The 24,591-nt window shown below is 45.7% G+C and carries 19 protein-coding genes; 13 read left to right on the plus strand and 6 right to left on the minus strand.

Annotated features, from left to right (window positions below):
- Positions 1-120 precede the first annotated feature (120 nt).
- The 4 genes from KNQ04_RS04030 to KNQ04_RS04045 all read left to right on the plus strand — a co-directional run bounded on the left by KNQ04_RS04030 (position 121) and on the right by KNQ04_RS04045 (position 3,278).
- The gene (locus tag KNQ04_RS04030; protein WP_214848047.1) at positions 121-786 is read left to right on the plus strand and encodes a response regulator transcription factor; all 666 of its coding nucleotides are present in this window, start codon (positions 121-123) and stop codon (positions 784-786) included.
- Positions 783-2,165: a HAMP domain-containing sensor histidine kinase gene (locus KNQ04_RS04035; RefSeq protein ID WP_214847498.1), complete on the plus strand. Its 1,383-nt coding sequence runs from the start codon at positions 783-785 to the stop codon at positions 2,163-2,165. Before KNQ04_RS04030 ends, KNQ04_RS04035 begins: the two co-directional genes overlap by 4 nt.
- Positions 2,166-2,275: 110 nt before the next feature.
- The gene (locus KNQ04_RS04040; RefSeq protein ID WP_214847499.1) at positions 2,276-2,749 is read left to right on the plus strand and encodes a competence protein ComK; all 474 of its coding nucleotides are present in this window, start codon (positions 2,276-2,278) and stop codon (positions 2,747-2,749) included.
- 118 nt (positions 2,750-2,867) lie between these two features.
- Positions 2,868-3,278: a hypothetical protein gene (locus tag KNQ04_RS04045; protein ID WP_214847500.1), complete on the plus strand. Its 411-nt coding sequence runs from the start codon at positions 2,868-2,870 to the stop codon at positions 3,276-3,278.
- 81 nt (positions 3,279-3,359) lie between these two features.
- Here the strand turns inward: KNQ04_RS04045 and KNQ04_RS04050 are convergent, their stop codons facing one another.
- Positions 3,360-3,701, minus strand: a complete 342-nt coding sequence (locus KNQ04_RS04050; protein ID WP_214847502.1) for a hypothetical protein — start codon at positions 3,699-3,701, stop codon at positions 3,360-3,362.
- A 59-nt stretch (positions 3,702-3,760) separates the two neighbouring features.
- Positions 3,761-4,141, minus strand: a complete 381-nt coding sequence (locus KNQ04_RS04055) for a truncated hemoglobin (RefSeq protein ID WP_214847504.1) — start codon at positions 4,139-4,141, stop codon at positions 3,761-3,763.
- Positions 4,142-4,284: 143 nt separating this feature from the next.
- Here KNQ04_RS04055 and addB point away from each other — a divergent pair, with 143 nt between their 5' ends.
- The 9 genes from addB (at position 4,285) to KNQ04_RS04100 (ending at position 20,039) form a co-directional block, all read left to right on the plus strand.
- A complete protein-coding gene (gene addB / locus KNQ04_RS04060) occupies positions 4,285-7,716 on the plus strand; it encodes a helicase-exonuclease AddAB subunit AddB (protein ID WP_214847506.1) in 3,432 nt (1,143 codons plus the stop codon).
- Complete coding sequence (gene addA / locus KNQ04_RS04065) at positions 7,713-11,264, plus strand: helicase-exonuclease AddAB subunit AddA (protein WP_214847507.1); 3,552 nt, start codon at positions 7,713-7,715, stop codon at positions 11,262-11,264. Before addB ends, addA begins: the two co-directional genes overlap by 4 nt.
- Before the next feature lie 318 nt (positions 11,265-11,582).
- Positions 11,583-11,960: a response regulator gene (locus KNQ04_RS04070; protein WP_214847508.1), complete on the plus strand. Its 378-nt coding sequence runs from the start codon at positions 11,583-11,585 to the stop codon at positions 11,958-11,960.
- On the plus strand, positions 11,941-14,481 hold the full coding sequence (locus tag KNQ04_RS04075) for a HAMP domain-containing sensor histidine kinase (RefSeq protein WP_214847509.1): 2,541 nt from the start codon (positions 11,941-11,943) through the stop codon (positions 14,479-14,481). The genes KNQ04_RS04070 and KNQ04_RS04075 overlap by 20 nt, the downstream gene beginning before the upstream one ends.
- 88 nt (positions 14,482-14,569) lie before the next feature.
- On the plus strand, positions 14,570-14,950 hold the full coding sequence (locus KNQ04_RS04080) for a DUF1516 family protein (protein WP_214847510.1): 381 nt from the start codon (positions 14,570-14,572) through the stop codon (positions 14,948-14,950).
- A 230-nt stretch (positions 14,951-15,180) separates the two neighbouring features.
- Complete coding sequence (locus KNQ04_RS04085; protein WP_214847511.1) at positions 15,181-16,179, plus strand: class I SAM-dependent methyltransferase; 999 nt, start codon at positions 15,181-15,183, stop codon at positions 16,177-16,179.
- Positions 16,180-16,286: 107 nt separating this feature from the next.
- On the plus strand, positions 16,287-17,777 hold the full coding sequence (locus KNQ04_RS04090; RefSeq protein ID WP_214847512.1) for a phytoene desaturase family protein: 1,491 nt from the start codon (positions 16,287-16,289) through the stop codon (positions 17,775-17,777).
- Complete coding sequence (locus KNQ04_RS04095) at positions 17,774-19,246, plus strand: phytoene desaturase family protein (RefSeq protein ID WP_214847514.1); 1,473 nt, start codon at positions 17,774-17,776, stop codon at positions 19,244-19,246. The genes KNQ04_RS04090 and KNQ04_RS04095 overlap by 4 nt, the downstream gene beginning before the upstream one ends.
- Positions 19,212-20,039, plus strand: coding sequence for a phytoene/squalene synthase family protein (locus KNQ04_RS04100; protein ID WP_214847515.1), 828 nt, complete (start codon positions 19,212-19,214; stop codon positions 20,037-20,039). The genes KNQ04_RS04095 and KNQ04_RS04100 overlap by 35 nt, the downstream gene beginning before the upstream one ends.
- Before the next feature lie 439 nt (positions 20,040-20,478).
- On the opposite strand, the gene KNQ04_RS04105 is transcribed toward KNQ04_RS04100, so the two are convergent.
- Genes KNQ04_RS04105 through KNQ04_RS04120 form a run of 4 tightly spaced genes read right to left on the minus strand, consistent with a single transcriptional unit; the run spans position 20,479 to position 24,460 of the window.
- Entirely contained in the window at positions 20,479-21,951 is a 1,473-nt protein-coding gene (locus tag KNQ04_RS04105) for a phytoene desaturase family protein (protein WP_214847517.1), read from the minus strand.
- A 13-nt stretch (positions 21,952-21,964) separates the two neighbouring features.
- Positions 21,965-23,041 (minus strand): glycosyltransferase family 2 protein, encoded by a 1,077-nt coding sequence (locus KNQ04_RS04110; RefSeq protein WP_214847519.1) that lies wholly within the window; start codon positions 23,039-23,041, stop codon positions 21,965-21,967.
- Positions 23,038-23,736 (minus strand): lysophospholipid acyltransferase family protein, encoded by a 699-nt coding sequence (locus tag KNQ04_RS04115; RefSeq protein WP_214847521.1) that lies wholly within the window; start codon positions 23,734-23,736, stop codon positions 23,038-23,040. Before KNQ04_RS04115 ends, KNQ04_RS04110 begins: the two co-directional genes overlap by 4 nt.
- Positions 23,705-24,460, minus strand: a complete 756-nt coding sequence (locus KNQ04_RS04120) for a carotenoid biosynthesis protein (protein WP_214847523.1) — start codon at positions 24,458-24,460, stop codon at positions 23,705-23,707. Before KNQ04_RS04120 ends, KNQ04_RS04115 begins: the two co-directional genes overlap by 32 nt.
- Positions 24,461-24,591: the final 131 nt, after the last annotated feature.

A 24,591-nucleotide genomic window follows, 5' to 3' on the forward strand; every position in this document is an offset into this window, starting at 1 on the left:
ACGCAGGACGCCACTCTTTTTGGATAAAAAGAGGGCGTTTTTTTACATTTCGAGGGTTCTCACATAATTTTGCGGAATTCCTTTGATACACTACAAAAAAGGACTTAGTCAGGAGTGACAGTGATGCATACGATTTATTTAGTGGATGATGAAGTGAATTTAAACCGAGTTCTCGTAAAGTATTTGGAACAGGAAGGATGGGCGGTCAAATCGTTTATCTCGGGTGAAGCTGCGGCTTCAGCGATTATCGAAAAACCGGATCTTTGGGTCCTCGATATCATGCTTCCGGATATCGATGGATTTCAATTGATTAAACGAATCAAGGCTCATGACGAAACGACACCTGTCATCTTCATTTCAGCCCGGGATGAAGATATCGACAAAATCATCGGTCTCGAAATGGGGTCGGATGATTATATCGCAAAACCATTCTTGCCCCGTGAATTGGTCATTCGTGTCAAAAAAATCTTGGCTCGCGCTTATTCGGCTCCAAAAACGGGACTTATTCAGTACGGTGATTATAAAATTTATCCGGAAAAGCGGATCATCGAAGAACATGGTCAAGAAATCGATTTAACTTCGAAGGAATACGATTTGCTGATTCTTTTTGCGACACAAATCGGGACACCGATGACACGGGAACAAATTCTTGTCAGTGTCTGGGGTGACGATTACTTCGGTTCCGACCGCGTCGTCGATGACTTAGTCAGACGAGTCCGGAAAAAACTACCTAAACTTGAACTAGAGACGATTTATGGGATTGGTTACCGACTGGTGTCTGCATGAAGAACCGCAGTTTAGGTTTTCAGATTTGGGCGATGTTCCTTCTTGTCATCGCAACGCTCTCGATTGTCATTCTTGTCGTCATGCGATCATCAATCGGAAACTTTATTGACGATCAAGTCTACACGACGCTCGAGAACAGTGAAGTCTTTTTTTCAAAAGATGCCTCCGTCATCAAAATGTTGCAAGACAATCCGATTGAATTTGATCGCCGGATTCAAGAGTCTCGTTCCGTCAATATCTTATTACTTTCGAAAAATGGAAAACTCTACTATGGTGGAGCACCCCAACAGTTGATCGATCAGATGTACCGTGATGCGGTGAGTCAAAAAGGAGAAACAGCAAAATATACGACGCGTCTCGGAAAAGAGGATGTCTATTACAACATTCTCAAAATGGAATCAGAAGGGGAAACGTATTACCGCGTCTCTTATGTTTGGGATGCGTACCGTCAAGAATTAATCACCCAACTCTTTTCGAAGATTGGATGGGTCGTCGCGATCGTTAGTATCTTGACGCTGTTCATCGCCTTTTGGCTTGCGCGTCGCTTGACTCAACCGTTGATTGAAATTGAGGGGGCCGTTGGAAAAATCGCCGCGCAACAGTGGAATACGCCGCTTCCTCTCGATCGTGGGGATGAGATTGGCCGGCTGGCGCGATCGGTCAATGCAATGCGGGTCGATTTAGAGAAACAAGATAAAGCACAAAAGGCATTGTTACAAAATATTTCGCATGACTTAAAAACGCCAATCATGGTCATACGGAGTTATGCCCAGTCGATTTCTGACGGGATTTATCCAGACGGTGATTTGACGGGATCGGTCTCCGTCATCGAGGAAGAGGCAGAGCGCCTAGAAAAAAAAGTCGCCGCCTTGCTGTATGTGACGAAATTAGATTACTTCGAGTTAGACCGTTCGACATGGGACACCGTTGATTTGGACCGGATGGTTCATTTGTTACAAAATCGTTTTTCCAGTACGAAAGCCCTCACGTGGTCGATCACGGGGGAGGCTGGACTCGTGCGGGGAGAAGGAGAACAGCTACGGGTCGCACTTGAAAATGTCATCGATAACGCCATTCGTTATGCTGAGACATCGATTGCCATTCGTTTATCCGGAACACCGGAGTTTGCTCAAATCGAGATTGAGAATGACGGTCCACCACTCGATCCATCTTCTCCGTTGTTCCATCAGTTTTCACGAGGCAAAGAGGGGAAATTCGGGCTTGGCCTCTACATCGTAAAACGAATCGTCGAGCGTCATGATGGCGAAGTCGCGATTGAAAACCAAGCTTCGGGAAATGGTGTCGACAAAGTTCGTGTGATTTTTAAATTCCCACGACATGTTTTGCCAGAGACGAATAAAATAACGGAAGAACTTTAAAAACGAGATAGCGATATCTCGTTTTTTATGTTGGGAAATATTAAATGGATGGATACAAGGAAAGATATTTTTTGATATAACCAAAGTATCACGAGAAGGGAGATACTAGCATGCCACATACAATCACAGAAGAGACGTTAGCGCTGATTCCACGATATGGTCAATACGGAGAACCTCAAACATTACTTATTAAAGAACGTTCGGAAATGGTATTAGAAGGTCATCCCATCAAATTGATTGAAGAATCCTGTTTATATTTCGGCTCATCGATGCGTGGACGAATCGAAGCGGCACGGCACATTTTAGGTCCGAACCGTAAAACTCCTGTTTTGATTGATTGGCAAGCACAGACAATCTTTTTCCCGACGACAGCAAAAGAGAAGGCAGAATGCGTTTGGATTAACTTCAAACAGATGAAAACAGTCAAAAAAAGTGGTGGGAAAGTCCAAGTTGAGTTTCAGACGGGCCAGCGGATTAATACGGATGCCTCTGCATACAGCATCGAGCGCCAACGAATTAAAACGTTAGAATTAGCTTATGAAATGCAGCGTCGTTTTCAAGGAACAGGTCCGGAACACGTTTAACAAGTTAGTAAAAGTGGAACATCTTAACAGGAATCATCATTAATAAAACGAAAGATATTTCAAAAATGACTGTGTATTATGAAGGGGAGGTGAAGCGGCCGCTCGAGGTCGCTACACGATGAATGAATCTTATGAATGGTTAAACCGTAGAAAATTACAACCAGGATTTGGTGTAAATGGTGGACGACGTTTCATTAGTTCACGAATTGTCCGTCCGGAGAATACACCGGGAAAACGAATTAAGGATATTAAACGAACACGTCAACTCGTCGTCGATGAATCAGGTAATCGCCGTTGGGTGACGAAACGAATCGTCGTCACGGATGCTTCGAAACATATGACAATCAATCGTCGGACATCGATTGCACAAAAAGAGGTTACGGAATCACGTCTAGAACAAGTAAAACAAAAAATTACATCTAAGAAGGTATTGCTTCCTGTCTTAGCAGCGACAGGTCTTGCTGTCGCAGGTGGAGTACTCGCCTATGTCCTGCGTCGTAAAAAAAGAACGACTACTGAAAATCAATGAAGAATGAAGTAAGTGAAGTGAAGCAAAAGAGCCGGATCCCATCGTAGCGAAGGGATCCGGCTCTTTTATACATCATTCATTTTAAAGGAAACGTTTGCGAATCGAAGTGGAAAGAGCTTTCTCCGCGATTTCTTCGAGTTGTTTCAAGTTCGTCGGATCAAAACTATCATTATAGAAACGACCAACGAATTCGACACGGTCATAATCGAGTTCCTTGAAAATCAAATGCTTATGGTCATCATAAAAGACGACGCGGAAGTAATCTGATCCACGTTCTAGTGTGACGAGTCCTTTAATATGTTCGAGCTTCTTTTGTTCATCGGATTTTTCTTCTTCAACCGCGTTGTCCTCAGTTTTTGCAGCCTCAGCCTGTTCGAGTGCGGTTTTCACTAAATCCGGTTTTTTATCTTGTTCTTCAGTCATGGTTATCGCCTCCACCTTTCATTTTACATGGAAATGGACGGATGAGAAAGAAAAATCCCTCACGGCTCACGATGAGCTTCGCAAATCCGTAGGACGTTCATGGCTCCGATTCGTAAGCGTTCAAGTAAGCGTTCTGCTACTACTTGATTCGAAAGTGTCTCATAAATGGCTATTTCCATCAACTCGATCCAGCGAAACGCATGGTGTCGTTCGATGGGTAACAGACGATGAATCATTGCTAGGTTCATGCGCGAATCATGTGTGTCATAGTGGCGTGGTCCGCCCGTCAACTGTGTTAAAAAAATTACTTGGGCACGTTCGACACGTGTACGGTCGGCTGGGAAGAGGGGACAGAGTACAGAGTCAGCATAGACGAGTTGATAAAAATGAGCGACAATCTGTTCAAGAACCGGTTGTTTTCCGATGTCGTCATAGAGCATGACATTCTTCCTTTCAGGATTAATTCGAATGGATTCAGTATACCAAAAATAGCTAAAAAAATATAGAAAGAGAAACGGACGTTTGTTCGTGTTTTGTGAGATAATGATACATATAAAAACGAGTTGAAGGAGGAATGACACGGATGAATTATATGCATCTTGGCCGTGCTGGAACAGGAAAAACAACAAGATTGATCGAGACTGTCATTGATGAACTTGTCGAACGACCACTTGGAGAGTCAATTTATTTTATCGTACCTGACCAAATGTCATTTGAGATGGAACGCCGGATTGCGACAGATTCTCGTCTGTCTGGACTCGTCCGGATGGAAGTCATGAGTTTACGCCGTTTTGCCTTCCACATCATGCGGGATTATGGGAGTCAGGCGATTCCATTTTTAGATGAGACGGGGACACAATTATTATTGCGACAAGTCGTCGAAGAAGTAGAAAATGAACTGAAGATTTTTAAGCGCACAAAGAATATGCCTGGATTCTATAAAGGACTGGATGAGTTGATTGCATCATTCAAACGTTCACTCGTCGCACCAGATATGCTTCGTCAAATCAGTGATCTTTCGCCGGAACGCTCACCAAAATTAAATGATTTAGCTTTGATTTATGAACGTTTTACGGAGCGGATTGAACATAAGGCCTTACATGCAGACGATTACTACACGACATTGCTTGATTTGTTACCGGAGGCCAATCTGAAGGAAACACGATTCTTCGTCGATGGATTCTATGAGTTTTCATTACAAGAGCAACAAGTTCTGTTGAAGCTGATGGAACTGGCGAAGGAAATGCATATTAGTTTTACGATTGATGTCAGTGACCCGTACGCCAAACAAACAGAGTTCGGTGTATCGCAGCGGTGTTACATGCAATTGCTTGAACAGATGCAGGACCGTCAACTCGATCATGAAGAAATCCGGTATGGACAATCGCTCAAATTTAAGACGGAAGGACTACACATACTAGAACAGGCGTTGATGAGTCCAACTTATCCACCCGTCGATCATGAAGTTGAAGGTGTTACGGTGACGGCTGCCGTCAATCGACAAGTCGAAGCGGAAGCTGCCGTTCGTCAGGCGATTCAACTGACCCGTCACCAGGGTTACCGATTCAATGAGATTGCCTTCATCGTCCGTCATCTTGAGCCCTATGCCGATCATTTAGAACGTGCTTTCCAGCTCTACGGTATTCCGTATTTCCTTGATAAACGAGAAACGATGATTCATCATCCGATTGTCGAATTGATTCAATCTATTTTGGAACTAGTCGTCTCCGGATATCGTGAAGAAGCGGTTTTTCGTTTATTGAAAACAGAGTTGATGCCACTCCCGGCAGATAATCAACGACTCGCGCTCGATCGATTGGAGACGTTTGTCTTAGAGCGAGGTATTAAAGGCTCGATGTGGCAAAAACCATGGCAACTGAAACGGCGTCTTGCGGACGAAGTGAGTTTGACAGCGGATGAACTTGAAGAAGAGGATGAATTGAATCGATTACGTCAATTTGTCGTCGATGCCGTGACACCGTTACAAACGAGGTTGAAGAAATCAAAAACGATGAGTGAACACACACGGGCACTCTATCAGTTTCTCGAAGAACACCAGTTGACAGACCGTCTTTTCCGCTGGAAACAAGAAGCACTCGAACGGAACGAATTGAGCTACGCCCGGGAACACGATCAAGTGTATGAAGCTGTTTTACATCTACTCGAACAACTGGAGGCGGCAGCCCCTGAAACGGAACTGTCGACAGAATTATTCGTACAAATGGTCGAAACCGGACTTGAGAGTCTACGTTTCTCACTCGTGCCGCCATCACTTGATCAAGTCATCGCGACAGATTATGTCCGGGGGCGTTTACAACGGATCAAGGTCGCTTTTTTACTCGGTGCGAATGATGGAATGATTCCGTTCGTCGAAGATCAATCAAAGCTACTATCGGAAGGTGATCATGACTTCCTTCATGATCACGGGGTCCCGGTCGGTAAGGCGTCGTTAGATGTTTTTGATGACGAACTGTATTACCTCTATCACGGTGTAACGGCACCGAGCGAGGCATTGTACATCAGTTATGCCCTCGTTGATGAGGATGGGAAAGCGTTGCAACCGGCTTCGATTGTCAAACAATTAAAACACCAACTGTTGCAAGACCGTCCCGTCAAAACACACTTCGCGGAAGCGGGGGAGCATGCACTGAACGATCAGTTTGATTTCGTAACGAGTCCGGACCGCGCTGCTGCAGCAACCGCGATTGAACTTCGACGTTTACAACGGCGTTATCCGATTCAATCGTCCTGGTTTGACGTGTACAACACACTATTAGAAAACGGACAAGGACGAGAACGCATGAGTCTCCTCGTGGATGCGTTATTTTACCAAAACCGGGCGGAGGACCTCCCGGATGATTTGGCACGTTCGCTCTACGGAGATCGCATCAAAGCGAGTGTTTCACGGTTTGAGACGTATAACGCATGTTCGTATAAACACTTTGCACGGTATGGGTTGCGCTTGAAAGAACGGAAATTGTATAAATTCGAAGCGCCCGACATCGGAAATCTGTTTCATGGTGCTTTAAATGACTTATCAAGCAATATCAAGGAGTCCGGCAGAAAGTGGCGTGATTTAGATGACGCGTCTTGTACGGCGCTTGCGAAAGAAGCCGTCGAAAAAGTGACTCCGGATATTCAAAATGCCATTTTAATGAGTTCAAACCGGTTCGGATATATCCAGAAGAAGCTGACGGATGTCGTCGAACAGACGACGAAGATGCTCGTTAAACAAGCAGAACGGTCTGACTTCGAACCGGATTTATTTGAAATCAGTTTTGGGAACGCGATGTTCCCACCATTGCGGTTTACACTACCGGATGGAACGGAAATCGAATTTACAGGGCGAATCGACCGTGTCGACCAAGCGACGATCGGTGACCAACTGTATGTCCGGGTCGTCGATTACAAGTCGAGTGCCAAAACGCTTGATTTTGCTGAAATTTATTATGGTCTCGCAATTCAGATGTTGCTGTATTTAAAGACGGTCGTCGAGCAGTCGGAAGTGTTGTTTAATCAACAGGCAAAACCAGCAGGTGCCCTGTACTTCCATGTCAAGAATCCGATGTTACGGAGTGATTTGTCGGCAGCTGAAGAAGAACGGAATCGTTTACTGCTCGAATCCTATCAGATGCAAGGTGTAATCGTCGAAAACGATGATGTGTTGCGGGCGATGGATCAAATTGCGTTTGATGAACGAAAAAAATCACCACTCGTCAAAGTGACTTTTACAAAGACCGGACTTCATAAGTCGCATACGAAAGGTGTCGTCAAGGAAGCGGAACTAAACGCGTTGATGGATCATGCTTGGGATGAGTTGAAAACGAGCAGTGCTGAGATGTACGCAGGAGATATCGCCATCGATCCATTCGACTATCAAGAGCGAACACCCTGTACGTTTTGTGAGTACCGTTCGGTCTGTCAATTCGATGAATCGCTAGGAAACAGTTATCGTGAACTGGATCCTTTATCTGAAAAAGAAGTATTAGAACGACTGAAGGAGGAAGAGGAATGAGCGTCAATTGGACGGAAGAACAGCAACAGGCAATCGATGCGCGCGGTGGACATATTCTTGTTTCGGCAGCAGCCGGTTCAGGAAAGACCGCCGTACTCGTTGAACGGCTGACACAACGCGTCATCGACCAAGCAGATCCGCTGACGGCGGACCGGATTTTAGTCGCGACGTTTACGAACGCCGCGGCAAAAGAAATGAAAACCCGTGTCATCGAAGCGATTGAAGCAAAAATCAAGGAATCCCCAGAAGATGTTTATTTAAAGAAACAACGTCAACTGATGAACCGAGCACAAATCACGACGATTCATTCCTTTTGCCTATCGATTTTACGGGAAAACTATTACCGGATTGGGCTAGACCCTGCTTTTCGGATTGCCGATGAAGCGGAGTTAGTCTTATTGCAGGACGATGTGCTTGAAGCAGTGTTCGAAGATTTCTACGCTGCTGCTGATCCCGCATTTTATGAACTGATTGATAGTTACACATCGGACCGGGACGATCAAGCGATGTTATCGCTCATTTCGAATCTATACCGGTTCTCCCGTTCCCTACCAGATCCTGATGCGTTTTATGAGCACTTGCTCGCGCAATACGATCAGCCGGTTGACCCCGACGAGTCTTCTTTGCTGACACGATTGCTCGAACTGGAATGGCAAAAAATCGCACCGCTTTTAGAACGTTACCTGGAACTGTCACATCGCTTACAACAGGCTGGTTACACAGAAATGGCAGAACTTCTTTTGCATGACATCGAACCGTTACGGCGGATCAACCCGGAAATTGATCGCTGGACAACGGTCGCGCTGGCATTTCAAGCTGTCGGATTCGGACGTTGGAAGAGTCCGCGTGGTGACGATGTCATTAAAACATTTCAGGTGGAACGGACACGTCTCGTCGGCGAACTAAAAAAACATCAGGAATTATTCGTTCAAAAAGAAGGCGTCGACTACCTCGAAGATCTTCGGACACAACTCGGGCATGTCGAGATGATCGTGACACTCGTAAGGAAGTTCGCTGAAGCCTATCTTGAAGCAAAACAAGAGCGGGGACTCGTTGATTTTTCAGATCTTGAGCACTTTGCCTTAGCGATTTTAGAACAAGACGGGGAAGCGACCGATGTGGCACGCTTACTTCAAGAACGGTTTGTCGAAGTGCTCGTCGATGAATACCAAGATACGAATGAAGTTCAGGAACGCATCTTGACGTTAGTTTCCCAATCAGACGAACAAACCGGTAATTTATTTATGGTCGGCGATGTCAAACAATCGATTTATAAATTCCGTCATGCCGAGCCAGGGCTCTTTCTTGATAAGTTCAAGCGGTTTCGGCAAACAGATCATGGCACACGGATCGATTTGACGAAAAATTTCCGGAGTCGCCTTGAAGTACTCGATGGGACGAATCATATTTTCAGACAAGTGATGGATGCCGCAGTCGGTGAAATCGATTATGACGATGCAGCCTATTTGCGCCTCGGGAATCTTGGTTACTTCGAATCAGAACAAGTCGAACCCGAGTTGATTCTAATCGATCAACAGGACGAGAACAAAGAAGAGTTAGAGGCGCGTGTCATCGCAACCCGAATTATCGAGATGGTCAATGAGGATAATCCGTACCTCGTGTTCGATGCCAAACAAAAACGTTTCCGAAAATGCGAATACCGTGACATCGTCGTGCTCGTTCGTTCGCGCGGAAAACGTGTTCAAGCATTGGTGGAAGTATTCGAGCAATATGAGTTACCCGTCTATGCGGATACAACGGGCGGTTACTTCCAAGCGACGGAAATTCAAATCATGATGGCATTATTAAAAACGATTGATAATCCGATACAGGACATTCCATTCGCGAGTTTGCTCCGGTCACCGATTTTTGGTCTGACCGATCGTGATTTAGGGCGAATCCGTGCAAAGTCGAAGGATACGAGTTTTTATGAGGCTGCCGTCCATGTCGCAGGCGAAGCGACGCCACTCGGGATTCGGGTCGATGAAGCGTTACAACGTGTCAATCAATGGCGGACAGAAGCCCGTGGGAAGTCACTTGCCGCACTCATTCGCTCGCTGTTTGACCAAACCGGTTATTTCGAATACGTCGGATGCCTTGCAGGAGGACGAAGTCGTCAAGCAAACTTGAATGCGTTATACGAACGTGCCAAACAATATGAAGGAGCAGGATATCGTGGGTTGTATCGTTTCCTGCGTCTGATTAACCGTCTCGTCGAACGAGGCGAAGACTTCTCGGAAGCACGGTCTTTAGGAGAAGATGAAGATGTCGTCCGTGTCATGACGATTCACCAATCAAAAGGACTCGAGTTTCCGGTGACGATTGTCAGTCAGCTTGGAAAACAATTTAATAAACAAGATCAAATCCAAGCGATTCAGTTGCATAAAACGTATGGAATCGCCCTCGATGCCATTGATCCCGTGAAACGTTTGCGTTCTGGAACGTTATTAAAAGAGGTCATTCGCCGTGAAATGGACCGTGAGATGAAAGCAGAAGAAATGCGTGTCCTCTATGTCGCGATGACGAGAGCAAAAGAAAAGTTGATTTTAGTTGGATCGATTAAAGGATTAGATGAGCAACTAATCAAATGGCAGGATGTTCCGCTCGACGAATTGTTGTTACCGGAAATCAATCGTCGGAATGCGAAAACGTATGCGGACTGGGTAGTTCCTGCCGTCCTGCGGAATTTCATGTTACGTGAGGATGAGCAGCAGTGGGCGCTTCGCATCATGGAACTTGAAGAAATCGCGCCGTACCAAGAAATTTCGACGATGATTGAACAGTTGGAACATGTTCGTCAACTCGAAAAAATCGACCGACCTGAAAATCAAGCATTTAAAGCACGGATTGAAGAAAGTTTTTCATACCGTTATCCGCACCAAATCGCAACGGAAACGGCAGCGAAGCAAACCGTAACGGAGCTCAAACGGACGGAACAGTTGGAACGGGCAGCATTTGAAGCGCCCGAGCGTCAAGCGACGTATTACCGGACACCACAATTTTTAGGACCAGTCCTAACGGGTGCGGAACGCGGGACCGTCCTACACTTGGCAATGCAACTATACGAAGTCGGACTACCGCTTACTGAACAAATCACACAGTGGGTGACGACAGAACGAATTTCGGAGCAGGAGGCTTTGACGATGCGCGACGCACAGGAACAATTGGAAACGTTTTTGTCATCGAGTATCGGGCAATTGTTTGAAGAGCGTTTGCGAACGGGAGACGTCTATCGTGAGTTACCGTTTACGTACAAAATCGACTCTTCACGTTTTCGTGCCGACTGGCATGGACCGGTCGATCAAGCAGTCATGCAAGGGATTGTCGATTGTTTGATTAAAGACGGCGAGCACTATATTCTCTTGGACTATAAATCCGATCAAGTTTTTGAGGCGAGTGTGGACCAGACACCAGCGCAGATTTTGTGCGAACGGTATGCAACCCAGTTGAATTTATACCAAGAAGCGCTTGAGTCGATTTTAAATATTTCAATCTCACGGAAACTGATTTACGCCTTTTCGTTGCAACAGGTGATTGAAATTGACTGACTAGGTCAACGAAAAAATGGTTATCGCCGAATGCTACTTTGTCTACACGAGACCTCTAGAAATAGGGGTCTTTCGCTAATGCTAATGCGGTTGGGACACGAGTGCTCCTGACAGCACCAAATACCTGCATTTTAGTTTGGATAAGTGATGGAATTGTTTTTGCTAGAGTGACTAGTGCGAGCTTTTACGTTTTTTTGTTTGGAGACGTGTGAAAAACAAAAGTCATCCGAGTGATTTCCATTTCCTATTGTGAAGGAACTGTGTAGAATGAATAAGGTATGGATTAAGATAAGTGGATACTTTTAGGAGGAATTATAGATGGCACGTATTTTATTAGCAGAGGACGAAGACGTATTACGGATGTTGGTACTCGATACGTTAGAAGATGAAGGATATACGATCGATGAAGCGACAGACGGAGACGAAGCCTATCAAAAAATCATGAGTCAGCATTATGACCTTGTTTTACTTGATTATATGATGCCAGGGATGACAGGGATTGAAGTCATCGAGAAGGTGCGCCGTCACCCAGATAAACAACAATTAAAAATTATGATGCTGACAGCGAAGAGTCAACAGTCAGACCGTGAACGTGCTGAAGAAATTGGTGCGAACTACTTTTTCTCAAAACCATTCAGTCCGCTCGAATTGATTGATGTCGTAGGAGGGATACTGAGTGATCGTCAAGTGGATTAATCGAAAAATCGGACGCCAGTTGATGGCCTCCTTTTATGTCGTTTTAGCTACGTTGATGATTTCTTCTTTGTTTGTCTACAATTATACGGATTCTAAGTTACAGGATACCCGTGGAAAGCTTGAGGATATTAGGGATCGTAGTGCACGTGCCGGCGCTCTTTGGGAAGAATGGCAAGATCTTCAGTTCAATATGCGTGGATACGCGTTGATGGGCGATGACGCTGTGTATCAGAAAATGAACAAGCAAAAGGCTGTCATTGATCGACAAACACGTTGGTTTGAGGAAAATGCAATTTATGATCAAGGAAAAGTGTATGCGTCCTCTTCTCGCGAACTGTACAGCTATTATTTTAATGCGGTTTTGCCGTTAGTGCAGTCATACGTAAAGGAAAAACGACAGGGGGAGGTGGATGAGACCTTCCTCCGTGGGACGACCTTAGCGAATCTTCCTTTAGGAAAAGAACTCGTCGCGAATGGTCAACTTTCTTTAGATGCTTCTGGAAATATCGATGTGCTCTCAGAGATTAACAAAAGTGAGTTAGCACTTGGTGGATACCGTGAATTTCTTGAGGACTGGGCAGGGAAGACGAGCAAGCAGTTAGAACAGGAGATTCGCACGACACAATTGATTTGGTTGTCGAATATCATCGTCTTGCTTGCCGTGTTGATTTTCTTTATCTATCCGTTCATCCGGAGGATCACGTCTGAACTTCTAGAACTCGTCAAAAACAGTCAACGTTTAGCAAATGGTGAAGATGTCACGAGTGTAAAAGTTCCGAAACGTAAAGACGAGATTGGGATCTTAGCGTTGTCGTTCAATCAGATGGCAGGATCGATTTCAGAAAACAAGCAACATCTCCTTGCGAAAAATGAAGAGTTACAAGCACAGCAAGAAGAATTACAAGCGCAACAAGAAGAATTGCAAGCACAACAACAAGAATTAGAAGAAGCACTTGAATTGACGATGCGAAATGAACAACACCTTCAGTATCGAAATGATTTGACGGAAACATTAGCGGCCCGCGAAGCGCTGACCGCTTATCCGGAAATCATCGAGAAACTTGTGGCGATTACGGATTCGGAAATCGGAGCCCTCGTTTTTGTGGATGAAGGTCAAACTTATTCTGTCGTGACGCATGGTATGACGGAGCAATTGACAGAACAACTGCTTGGAAGTGACTTCTCATTGCTTAAACGTGCAGATACCTTGAAGAAAGCCGTCCATTCGTCAAAACAAGTATCGAGTAATCATCCGTTACCGTATCCGTATTACATGTACGAGACGGCAGTTCCGATTTTAGATCCGTCATCGGATGAAGTGATTGCCTTTATTTATCTCGTTCGTTATCGTGATCAGTTTACGAATGAACAAATGCGAGACGTCATGTCGTTCTCGCGTCAATTGTCGCTCTCGCTCTTACGGATGCGACTATTCGATGAGATGAACAAAGAAAAAACGAAAACGGAACGAATCCTCGATTCAATTCGTGAAGCTGTCATTTATATCGAGCCCGGTAAAGAAGATGTCTTCGTCAATCAGCCGTTATATGATTTATTCCCAGAACTTCGCTACGGAACAAATGGGGAAGTCGAGACGCTAAACTTCTGTCTTGAAGCAATTCATACGATTGTTGATGAGCCAGAGGCATTTTCTCAATATGTTGAAGCGGTCTTGGCAGGAAATGTTCCGACGGATAGTCTTCAATTCTCGGTTCGTCAACAAACCGTCTTTATTCAATTCTATGTCGAATCGATTGAAATTCTTGGCGTACACAAAGGGACGATGCTCGTCTTACGTGACGTGACGAAGGAAACGGAAATGGATCGTCTGAAATCGGAACTCGTTTCGACGGTCTCTCATGAATTACGAACACCACTCTCGTCAATTTACGGATTCACGGAATTGATGTTAAACCGAGATATCGATACGTCCCGCCAAGATAAGTACTTGCAGACGATTCACTCGGAGACGGAGCGACTGGCGAATCTTGTCAATGATTTCCTTGATGTTCAGCGGATGGAGGCAGGGACGCAGTCGTATAAGAAAGCACCACTCGATTTACGACTGCTTCTTGAAGAGACGACACAGTTTTATGCGGCATCAACAAAACAACATCGTATCTCCTTCCGGGCAATGGACGAGTCGTTGCCATTGATTGAAGCGGATGAAGAAAAAATGAAGCAATTGATGAATAATCTGTTGAACAATGCCGTCAAATATTCACCATTCGGTGGCCAGATTGACGTTATCTTGTCAGTCGAAAATCATCATGTCCTGTTTAAGGTGTGCGATCAAGGCATCGGGATTCCAGCAGCAGCTCTCAATAAGCTGTTTGAAAAGTTTTACCGCGTCGATAATTCAGATAGCCGTAAAATTGGCGGGACAGGGCTTGGCCTTTCGATTTGTAAGGAAATCGTGACGGGTCATGGTGGAGAAATACTTGTTGAGTCGATTGAGAAACAAGGAAGTACGTTTACGGTTAAACTGCCATTGCTGGTAGAACGTGTGACGATTTCTTGAATAAACGATATGTCAGAAAAATAACCCTATATCTAGTAGCGAAAATCAGCTACCATGAAATAGGTATTAGAAAAAGGGGGAAACCAACATGCCGATCACTGCTTTTGTTCATACCCATGTTTTACTCTGGGTCTTACTACTCGTAACATTCTTTATCGCTTTTTCAATGTATAAGAAAGGAAAACCTGCGGCGAAAGGAATCCACATGGCATTCCGTCTCTTCCTGTTATTGACGTTTGCGACGGGACTTTACTTGTACATCAAGATTATGGGGATGTCTGAAAATCCAGATGCTTTATACCACGCAAAAATCACAGGTGGTCTATTATCACTCATCTTTGGTGAATTGACGTTGGTTCGTCTGAAAAAAGGGAAATCGTATTCTGGTTTCTTACTCGGATTTGCAGTTCTCGTACTCGTGACGATTTTCTTAGGATATTCGTTACCATTTGGTATGGAGTTCTTCTAATTCAATGCCCGGTTGAGAGTCGACCATCTTTGTGCTCCGGCACAGCGATGGCCGACTTTTTTTGTTTTACGTTTCCGTGTCCCAATCGGGGAAAGTAACGAAAAGAACGAGGCAGTCATTCCGCGACTATGACTTTTTCTGCAAGATGGAGAGTTTGATGCTTTTTTTTGTTTACAAGGTGTTGTTATTTGGGAAAAGGGATGTATTACGTGGTAGAGAGGGGAACGCTTGTGGCACAGTTGAAAGAATGGACAAAGGTTTTTCGGGCGAGAAAGTGGATGAAACGGGCGGAACCGGTCCTGCCATTATGGCACGGGTACATTGGATATAAATATGGGCTATTTGATGTTCTAGGTGCAGGTGCGACTCAAGCCGAGGCACAAGTCCGGTTGAAGCAGCCACTGACGGCAGAAGCCTTATCCCGCTGGTTTGAAGTCGGTTTGGCAGTTGGGCATCTGAAAAAGAAAGATTTACGGTATACGGCGACACGGCATGTTTTGCCTGAACTATCGAAATCGGACGATCGGAGTATCGGTTTCATGTTGTCAGAGTTGATGGAACTTCATTTACCGGCCTTATTTTCTTACCCACAATTTTTAGAAGAAGGTCTACAAAAAACATTTAATGGAGAAGAACACGGTGACATCGTCGCAGAGACATCTGCTTTGGTTGAAACGGTTGCTTTTCCGGCAGTCCGTCATATCATCCGTCAAAATAATGTAAAGTCGTTACTTGATATCGGATGTGCGTACGGCGGATACTTACGCAAAATACATGAAGCTTTACCTGACCTCCGGCTCGCTGGAATCGACATCGAAGAATCTGTTATCACAGAAGCGAAACGGCGCGATACGACAGGTAAAATCGATTTTGCCGTCGGTGACATCAAGACCTTTGACGTCAAGGAAACGTATGATGGTGTCATGATGAATAACATTCTCTATTACTTCCCGAAAGAAGAACGACTTCGTCTGTTAGAAGGCGTCCGTCGCTTCGTCAAAGATGACGGGACGGTCATTCTCGTTACACCATTACGCGACAGTGAGTATGGTGCGCAATTCTCAGCTGCGTTCAATGCCTTCATGACACTTCATGAAAATCTATATCCTCTTCCTGGTAAAGCTGAACTTACGGAACAACTGCATGCTGCTGGTTTCAAAAATGTTTCGATTACGCCATTTTTGAAAGAAGGCGCCTGGTATATCGTCACTGCAAACGCCACTTCCTGACGGGAAGCCTGGCGTTTTTTACAGTTTGAGAACAGTTTAGATTTGTGGGCATAGTATGTGATTAGTATAATAGTTAAAACGACCAGAGAGAAAAAGGAGAGATTCATGTGAAGCAGCGTGTAGCCGTTATTGGAGCAGGACCTGGAGGACTCGCCTGTGCCATGTTATTGGCAGGTAGAGGGGTAGATGTGACTGTATATGAAAAGCAAGCAGTCGTAGGTGGACGGACGTCACGCGTACAAGTGGGAGACTATCAGTTTGATCGGGGTCCAACATTTTTGAACATGCCACATATCTTAGAAAATTTATTCACGAGCATCGGCTTGAATTTACATGATTATTTAGATTTAAAAGCGCTTGATCCGATGTATACGCTCTACTTCAATGGGGGAAAAGATCAGTTCACGATGACGACGGACCGTGACCGGATGAAACAGGCGATCGAAGACCAGTTCCCGGGAAACGGAGAGGGGTACGATCGTTTCATGGCGGAACAGGCACTAAAACTAGGCAAGCTGATGCCAATCCTGCAAACAAAACATGATCGGTTGACCGATTATTTGTCACCACGTGTGTTGACGGCGTTACCCCGTCTATCGTTGGGTCGTTCGTTATATGATGTGTTATCCGATTACTTTACGAGTGAAGAATTAAAGTACTCGTTTACCTTCCAAGCGAAATATCTCGGTATGTCAGCTTGGGAGTGTCCAGGTGGATTTTCCATTTTGTCTTACATGGAACATGCTTACGGGGTCCATCATCCGATTGGTGGAATGAATCGTATCCCGGAAGCGATGAAACAAGCCGTCGAGGAGCTTGGTGGGAACGTTCATCTGAACACAGGGATTGCGCAATTAATTTTAGATGGAAAAGATACGAAAGGTGTCGTCCTTGAGTCAGGAGAACATGTATTGTATGACAATGTCGTCGTGGGTGCAGACTTTGCGCATGCGATGAATCATCTCGTGCCGGAAGGTGTCCTCAAGAAATGGTCGCGTCCGAAAATCGACCGCAAGAAATTCTCTTGTTCGACCTTCATGTTATACCTCGGTGTCAATAAACGATTTGATGCACCGCACCATACGATTTACTTTGCTGAGGATTACGAAAAGAATGTGCGTGAAATGACTCAGAAACTTGAATTATCAGAAGACTTCTCGTTTTATGTTCAAAACCCTTCAATCATTGACACGACGCTTGCGCCTGAAGGCAAATCATCGCTGTATGTGCTCGTACCGGTCCCGAACAATTATTCGGATCTTGATTGGGCAGTCGAGGGACCGAAGTTACGTCGAAAAGTCCTCGATGCACTCGAAGAACGTTCGCCTTATAAAGGTGTCGAAGCTGCAATCGAAGTAGAAGAAATGTTTACGCCGGATGATTGGGAAGAGATGGGAGTCCATCAAGGGGCGACATTCAACTTAGGTCATCAATTGACACAGATGATGTATTTCCGGCCGCATAACCGGTTCGAAGAATTGAACCATCTTTATTTAGTCGGGGGCGGGACGCATCCCGGCAGCGGTCTTCCGACAATCTTTGAATCGGCACGGATCACGGCTGACTTATTAACGACTGAAGTAGGTGCTACGACATGAAGATTGGATTTGTAGGAGCAGGTGTCGGGACACTCCATGCAGCATTGTTATTAACGAAGCGTTATCCGGATGCAGAAATTACGATCTTTGAAAAGGAAGATCGGGCAGGTGGACGATTAAGTTCGGTTGATTTCGAGTCGGGCGGTCGAATCGATCAAGGACCGACGATTGTATTGATGCCTGGAAAATTACAGGAACAGTTAGCGGAAGCAGGACTCGATGGAGTCGAATTGTTACGAATCGATCCACTGTACGATTTACATTTTGATGATGGAACGGTCGTGACGAAACTAGGGGATGTCGTCGATCAAGCAGTTGCGATTGAGCGTCAATTTGGAGAAGGTCGTGGCTTTTCTGAATTTATGAACCAAAAATCAAAGGATTATGACATCAGCGTCTCGAAATTTTTAGAGCGGAGTTATTTCCGTAAATCAGAATTACTACAACCAGACATGTTGAAGCCATTATGGAGCATGCATGCCCTTGAAACGGCGCACGACCATTTAAAACGTTACTTTAAAAGTAAATATCTACGGATGGCGTACAGTTTCCCGACATTTTATATTGGCGGAAATCCGTACACGACACCATCGATTTACGGTCTGATTCCTTATCGTGAACAAGCGGAAGGGGTTTGGTACGTCAAGGGTGGTTATTTTTCGCTAGCTGAACGGATGTATGATGAATTGGTCAAGCGGGGTGTCCGATTCGAATTCAATCAAGCGGTCGAGCAGGTCAAAATTGAAGCAGGACAGGCGACTGGTGTCGTCGTTGATGGAGTAGAGCATCATTACGATAATGTCGTTTTGAATGGCGAATTCCCATTGATGGAATACTTGGTCGAAGGGAAAAAACCGAAGACATATACACCATCTGGTGGCACGTTATTGCTGTACTTTAAAATGCGGGGGAAAGTCGATTTACCGGTTCATCGTTTCTTGATGCCAAACGACTTAAAACCATTGATGGATTCGATTTTCCATCGCGATGAACTGCCGGAGCGTCCTGCCGTCTACTTGTTCAATCCGAGTAAAGTCGATGATTCGTTGACAGGAAAAAATGATAGTGTCGTCTATGCGTTAGTTCCATCACCACGAAACTTTGACCGAGATATGTTTGAGCAACAAGGATTCATTGAAACGGTCTTAGAAAAAATCGAGAGCCATCACCCTGGATTCCGTGATCAAATCGAAGAGACGCAAATCCGGACACCACAAGATGCAAAAGCATTCGGATTGTATGAGGGTGGAAGCTTCGGGATTGCACCGACGATTCGCCAATCAGCGGCTTTAAAGACGCAAGCACGACCTTACCCAGATATCGAACGGTTATATGCGGTAGGTGCATCTGTCCATCCATGTGGAGGCGTTCCGATCGTCATGATGGGAGCAACATTACTTGTCAATCGTATGGAACAAGAGATGAGGTGGAAAAATGAACACAGTGATGAACGCGTACGCAACATGTGAAGAGACGATTCAGAATGGATCAAAAACATTTTATAAGGCGTTCTCATTATTGCCGAAACAAGATCGGTTAGCGGTTTATGCCATTTATACATTCTGTCGTTTCTTAGATGATGCTGTTGATGAATCCGAGACACCTAAAGAAAGTTTGGAATCATTCTTAGAGGAATTCCGTTTGTTCCGGTCCGGACAATCGCTCAAGACACCACTCTGGATTGCGTTAGGGGATGTGTTTGAACGGTATGAGATGGATGAGACACCTTTTCTGGAGCTGGCGGAAGGGATGCGCTGGGACATCGAAAAAAATCGTTACCAGTCGCTTGCTGAGACGGAGCAATATAGTTACTATGTTGCGAGTACAGTAGGATTGATGTTGCTACCAATCTTAGCACCAGGGCAGCCTGAACTTCGTCAGTCAGCGATTGAATTAGGGATTGCGATGCAACTGACGAACATTTTGCGAGACGTCGGCGAAGATGCAAAACGCGGGCGGATTTATTTACCGAAAGAGTGGATGGATGAATATGACGTGACATCTGAGTCACTATTAGTCGGCACACCTTCAGGCGATTTCGTCGGATTATGGGAAGCGTTAGCGTTACGCGCGGAATATTTGTACGACGCAGCGGCTCCGTCCTTTGACCGCTATCCAAAAGAGAGTCGGCGGGCCTTGAAAGTAGCTGCGCTGCTCTATCGGGGCATTTTGGATGCGGCACGCGACAACCAGTACGACGTCTTCACGAAGCGCGCCTACGTCAGTCGATGGCAAAAAATGAAGTTACTCGCAACGATTTAAAAAAATAGAGAATAAAAAAAGACCTTGGCGGGGACCAAGGTCTTTTTTTATGTCGTCTAGACCGGGGAGTCAAAGACGTGTTCTGTGCAGAATTTTGAAACAGTTTAGTTGATGTCAACAAGACAGGTCGACAATTCACGGGGATGAATCGATTTATTTAATGAGCTGTCTGTGAACCGTTCAGGATGAGACGATCTAAGGGGGAACGTCGTAAGTCATGCTGAAGGTTCAAACGTACACCAACTTCGCTCAAGTGGGTCTTGAACGATGAATCAAATTTCGCAACAGTTGGGTTAAGTTCCTAAACGCTCTTGACTCGGGGAAGTCACCTTGCGCTTGACTTGAGGATGTGGGGTCAATCACTACCTCTTGAACTCGAAGTAATCGTATCAAATCTTAGTTGTCCGTACAAGTAATCGATTTGCAATTCACATAACGTTCACAAGGATTGGGCAACATGCGACACGATTCGTTCACTTGCAAGCTTTCCTGAAAGCGTAACCATTGGACTACCGCCACCTGGGTGGGTGGATCCTCCGGCAAAAAACAAATTGTGAACATTTTTTGAACGGTTGCTTGGACGCATGAAGGCATTGCGTGTCCCGTTCGAGGATAAGCCGTAAAGTGACCCGTGATAGGCAGAAAATTTCTGTTCGATGTCTGCTGGTGTGATGCGCTGTTCGAAGACGACGTCTGTTTCTAGATCGATTCCGAACTTCTTCAACCGTTGATTGATGACGTGGTCGTACGTGTCAAAATCAATCGCTCCACCCGTATGTGTCGCCGGTGCATTGACGAGGACAAATAAGTTGTCACCGGCTTCCCCCATCTCAGGTGCCGTGACGGAAGAGTTTGAAATGTAAATCGTAGGTTCTTCTGCATACCGTTGTTCCTCGAAGAGTGCCCGGAATTCAGCCTCATAATCAGAAGAAAAGAAAACATTATGATGGGTAAGTCCCTCAATGCGACGAGATAAACCAATACAGCGGACATAAGCAGAAATCGAAGGCTCCATCTGGCTAGGCGTCGGATTCTTAAAGTCGGGTCGCGTCGTCTCAGAAACGAGGCGTGGGTATTGTGTCAGTAAATCCCCATTCATCACGACGAAGTCGACGGGAAGGTAGTCGACATGATTGAGTTCGATGTCTGTTGCGATGCCGTCCGTGACTTCGATTTGAGTGACTTCCGTTCCTAAATGGAAGTCGACACCGATTTCTTTGGCGCGGCGCGCGAAACCTTCTGCGATCGCTGTATTTCCGCCACGTGTGAAATAGACACCGTCGTTTAATTCAAGATGAGCGATTAAGGCAAAGGTCGCCGGTGCCTGAAACGGGCTGCTTCCGATATAGGTCGCGTACCGGTCGAGTGCTTGAATGAGTTGCGGGTCTTTGAAATAGCTCTTGTGTAACGCGTGCAGTGATTTTAACGGATGCACCTTAATCATGTCCCGGAGCAAAGAAAAGTTAAAGTAGGAATCAATATTGATGAAAAATTGCTGTTTGGCGATGTTAAATAACGTAGCAGCTTCTTCCTGATAACCTGTGATATCATTTTTAGCTAATTGACCGTTCGTAAAACGATCGACTTCCGTCCGCATCGCTTCTCGTCCATGTGTAAAGGTCAATGTCCGTCCGTCAGGAAAGTGATTCGCGGTATGGCGTGCTAATTTTTCGAACTGAAAGTAATCATCAGGATCCGCGCCTGACTCACGAATGACGGATTGAAATACTTCAGGCATCGTAATTGTATTGGGACCGAAATCGAACCGATGCCCTTCTGCAATGATCGGCATCATTTTCCCACCAATGTGGTCGTTGCGTTCGATGACCGTAACTTTAAATCCTTTTGAAGCGAGTGAAATGGCAGCACTTAAGCCACCTAATCCGGCTCCAATGACAGCGACATGTTTCATGAATGATTCCTCCTTAAGAATAGGCTCGACCTTTCCAAGTGATTTCCCGTTTCTTGACCTTGCGAATCATCGCCGTCGCGAGTAAGAGGACGTAAAGTCCGGTCGCGAGTGGATGCAAGAGCCAAACGTGACGAATCCGCGCCATCCGGTCAATCTGAAAACGGGCGAGTAGTAATAAAACAAGTCCGCCAATCGTCTCCCAAGACGGAAAGAGAAGCGCCGCCGGGAGTAACGAAAACTGGGCGAGATAAAACAATAAAAAATAACTGCCGACAAGGTAGGAGTCATTCATGCCACGGAAGACATTTTTAAGAAACCCTTGCCAGACGTCACCGTTCGTCGCGTACATATCACAACTGACAAATGGGGCGACATGTACGAGCGTCGTCGTATAGCGGTTCTGCTTAAAGACCCGACATAACTCTAAATCATCGACAAGCGCCATTTTAATGGCTTGATGCCCTCCGACCTGTAGGTAAGACGGACGATGTACGAGAACGACCATTCCGTTCGCTGCAGCAAAAGCAGGATGCTTCACTTTGCGGAAGGCGAGGGGAAGATGCTGGGCGATTAAGACGTGTTGCATCGGGATTAGACATTTTCCTAAAAAGGTCGGGACCGGGAAGGACGGGAAACCGGATAAAAAGACAGCATCTTCTTGCTTCATCGTCGCGTAGAGGCGAGGAATCGCATCATTTGTCAACGTGACGTCAGCATCGAGGAACAGAAGATAATCTTCGGTCGCAGCACGTGATAGCTGATGACAGGCATGGACTTTCCCTGCCCAACCGTCGGGTAGCTCGACGCCGTCGATGATTGTGAACCGGTCATCTTGTGATGTATGCCGAAGGAGCAAATCACGTGTCCCATCCGTCGAACGATCCTCGTAGAGATAAACATGCATGTTCGGTCCGAGCGCTTGTTTCAGGGAGTCGAGTAACGCGGGGACATTCCGTTCCTCGTTGCGAAGTGGGATGCATAGGGCAAGACTCGGTGGAGAAACCGGTGAAGCGAGCTTCGGAAGGAACAATAGATTGATGAATGTATAGAGACAGACGGCGAGCGAAAAGATAAATAACGCGAGACTCATCGGCGAACCGCCTTCAGCCAACGTTCCGTTTTTGCAGGAAGTGGCTCTGACCGCTCTGTCAAGACCTGATACTGTCCAACGTTCTCGGTCATTGCGTCAAATCGGACGTCATCATACAGGCGGGTCATTTCTTGTTTTAAGTGGTCAGTTTGAACAGACGAACGACCGTCCGGGAGGTGGACGTGACGTGTCCGGATATAGATGTCAGGGTGCTGCTCATGACCGAACGAATAATAGAATGAAAAAAGAGAGATGGACCGTGCGGCTTTAGCGAGGTAGGTCGCACCACTCGCAAGTTGTAACGGACGCTCTTCCTGATGGCGTTCCTCTCCTTGGGGGAACATCCAAACACTGCTGCCTTGTTGCAGACGCTCCTTCGCATAATTGAGACTTACTTTGACATCTTTTAACGAGTCACGATTGATGGAAAAGGCACCGAGACGGGAGAAAAAAGGAAAACGTGCCAATCCGTCCTCGTCGATCATGACGTAAGGATCTTGGTGTAGCAGTGATTGGTCCAAGTGGAACAAAATCATTCCATCCCACCACGAACCATGCGTCGCAAGCATCAAACCGGGCATTGGTAAGTCATCCGGGCGATAGAGGACACGGTGGAATTGTTTGCGGATCAAACGTTCCTTTAAATAGAAATGGAACGCGCGCTCAGCTAATCTGTTTTTTTGTGCTTTTTGCATAAAACGTTCCTCCTTTTGTCAGTAAGTAAACGAGTAGGGCAAGACCACTGACGACCGTCACTCCGTACAATCCGGCGACACCCGCAGTCAGACCAAATAAGACATGTAGCATTAAGAATAGATACTGATTGTTTCGTTCGAGTTCGATATGTGTTGGTGTCTGTTCGAATCGCGCCATCAATAGTGCGAAAAACAACGCCGTTCCATACCAGCCGATAAAGTTTTGCGTCGGAATATCATAGTACCAGCCATCATCTTGCCAGAGCCAATACGACTTGACGTTCGCTGAGACCGGATCAATCGCTAAATCAAGCCAAACGGCAAACAATGGAACGAGGACGATCGTATTGTAACGAAACGAAAATCGTTTTGAAAAGGCAAGACTGGCACCCATGACGGATAACCAAGCAGCACCAATCGTAATCGGGACACCGAGTAATTGAATACCAAAGTCAGATTCATACCGATATGTTCCGAACGGCCATCCGGTATGGACACCGATGGATTCAATCACGATTGATCCGAAAAAAATGACAGGGATGATAAACCGTCCTTTCGGTAAGACGTCCCATAAATAAAACGCGGCATACAGACCGGAAGCAAATAAAAAGACGGCGTTCGCCCATTCAAGCCACGGCGGAAGCAACGAAAAACCGACCAAAACGAGGCCGATGACGAACCAAATCGTAAAAAACAGCCAGAGGCGTCGTTGAAATACTGCCATAACGTATGTAACCCTCCAATTCAACATGATGTCATTAGTATACCCATATCCATCAAAAACGAGCGAGCACGGAGGGGTAATCTACTAAAAAAGCAGACGGTCGAATGACTGTCTGCTGAAAAGGATTGTGT

Source organism: Exiguobacterium sp. s193 (assembly GCF_018618755.1).
GTDB lineage: Bacteria > Bacillota > Bacilli > Exiguobacteriales > Exiguobacteriaceae > Exiguobacterium_A.

What these genes read in the sequence shown, in the direction of transcription:
- KNQ04_RS04035 (WP_214847498.1), top strand. Translation starts at nt 783, where the DNA reads ATGAAGAACCGCAGTTTAGGTTTTCAGATTTGGGCGATGTTCCTTCTT.
- KNQ04_RS04040 (WP_214847499.1), top strand. Translation starts at nt 2,276, where the DNA reads ATGCCACATACAATCACAGAAGAGACGTTAGCGCTGATTCCACGATAT.
- KNQ04_RS04045 (WP_214847500.1), top strand. Translation starts at nt 2,868, where the DNA reads ATGAATGAATCTTATGAATGGTTAAACCGTAGAAAATTACAACCAGGA.
- KNQ04_RS04050 (WP_214847502.1), bottom strand. Translation starts at nt 3,701, where the DNA reads ATGACTGAAGAACAAGATAAAAAACCGGATTTAGTGAAAACCGCACTC.
- KNQ04_RS04055 (WP_214847504.1), bottom strand. Translation starts at nt 4,141, where the DNA reads ATGCTCTATGACGACATCGGAAAACAACCGGTTCTTGAACAGATTGTC.
- addB (WP_214847506.1), top strand. Translation starts at nt 4,285, where the DNA reads ATGAATTATATGCATCTTGGCCGTGCTGGAACAGGAAAAACAACAAGA.
- addA (WP_214847507.1), top strand. Translation starts at nt 7,713, where the DNA reads ATGAGCGTCAATTGGACGGAAGAACAGCAACAGGCAATCGATGCGCGC.
- KNQ04_RS04070 (WP_214847508.1), top strand. Translation starts at nt 11,583, where the DNA reads ATGGCACGTATTTTATTAGCAGAGGACGAAGACGTATTACGGATGTTG.
- KNQ04_RS04080 (WP_214847510.1), top strand. Translation starts at nt 14,570, where the DNA reads ATGCCGATCACTGCTTTTGTTCATACCCATGTTTTACTCTGGGTCTTA.
- KNQ04_RS04095 (WP_214847514.1), top strand. Translation starts at nt 17,774, where the DNA reads ATGAAGATTGGATTTGTAGGAGCAGGTGTCGGGACACTCCATGCAGCA.
- KNQ04_RS04100 (WP_214847515.1), top strand. Translation starts at nt 19,212, where the DNA reads ATGAACACAGTGATGAACGCGTACGCAACATGTGAAGAGACGATTCAG.
- KNQ04_RS04105 (WP_214847517.1), bottom strand. Translation starts at nt 21,951, where the DNA reads ATGAAACATGTCGCTGTCATTGGAGCCGGATTAGGTGGCTTAAGTGCT.
- KNQ04_RS04110 (WP_214847519.1), bottom strand. Translation starts at nt 23,041, where the DNA reads ATGAGTCTCGCGTTATTTATCTTTTCGCTCGCCGTCTGTCTCTATACA.
- KNQ04_RS04115 (WP_214847521.1), bottom strand. Translation starts at nt 23,736, where the DNA reads ATGCAAAAAGCACAAAAAAACAGATTAGCTGAGCGCGCGTTCCATTTC.
- KNQ04_RS04120 (WP_214847523.1), bottom strand. Translation starts at nt 24,460, where the DNA reads ATGGCAGTATTTCAACGACGCCTCTGGCTGTTTTTTACGATTTGGTTC.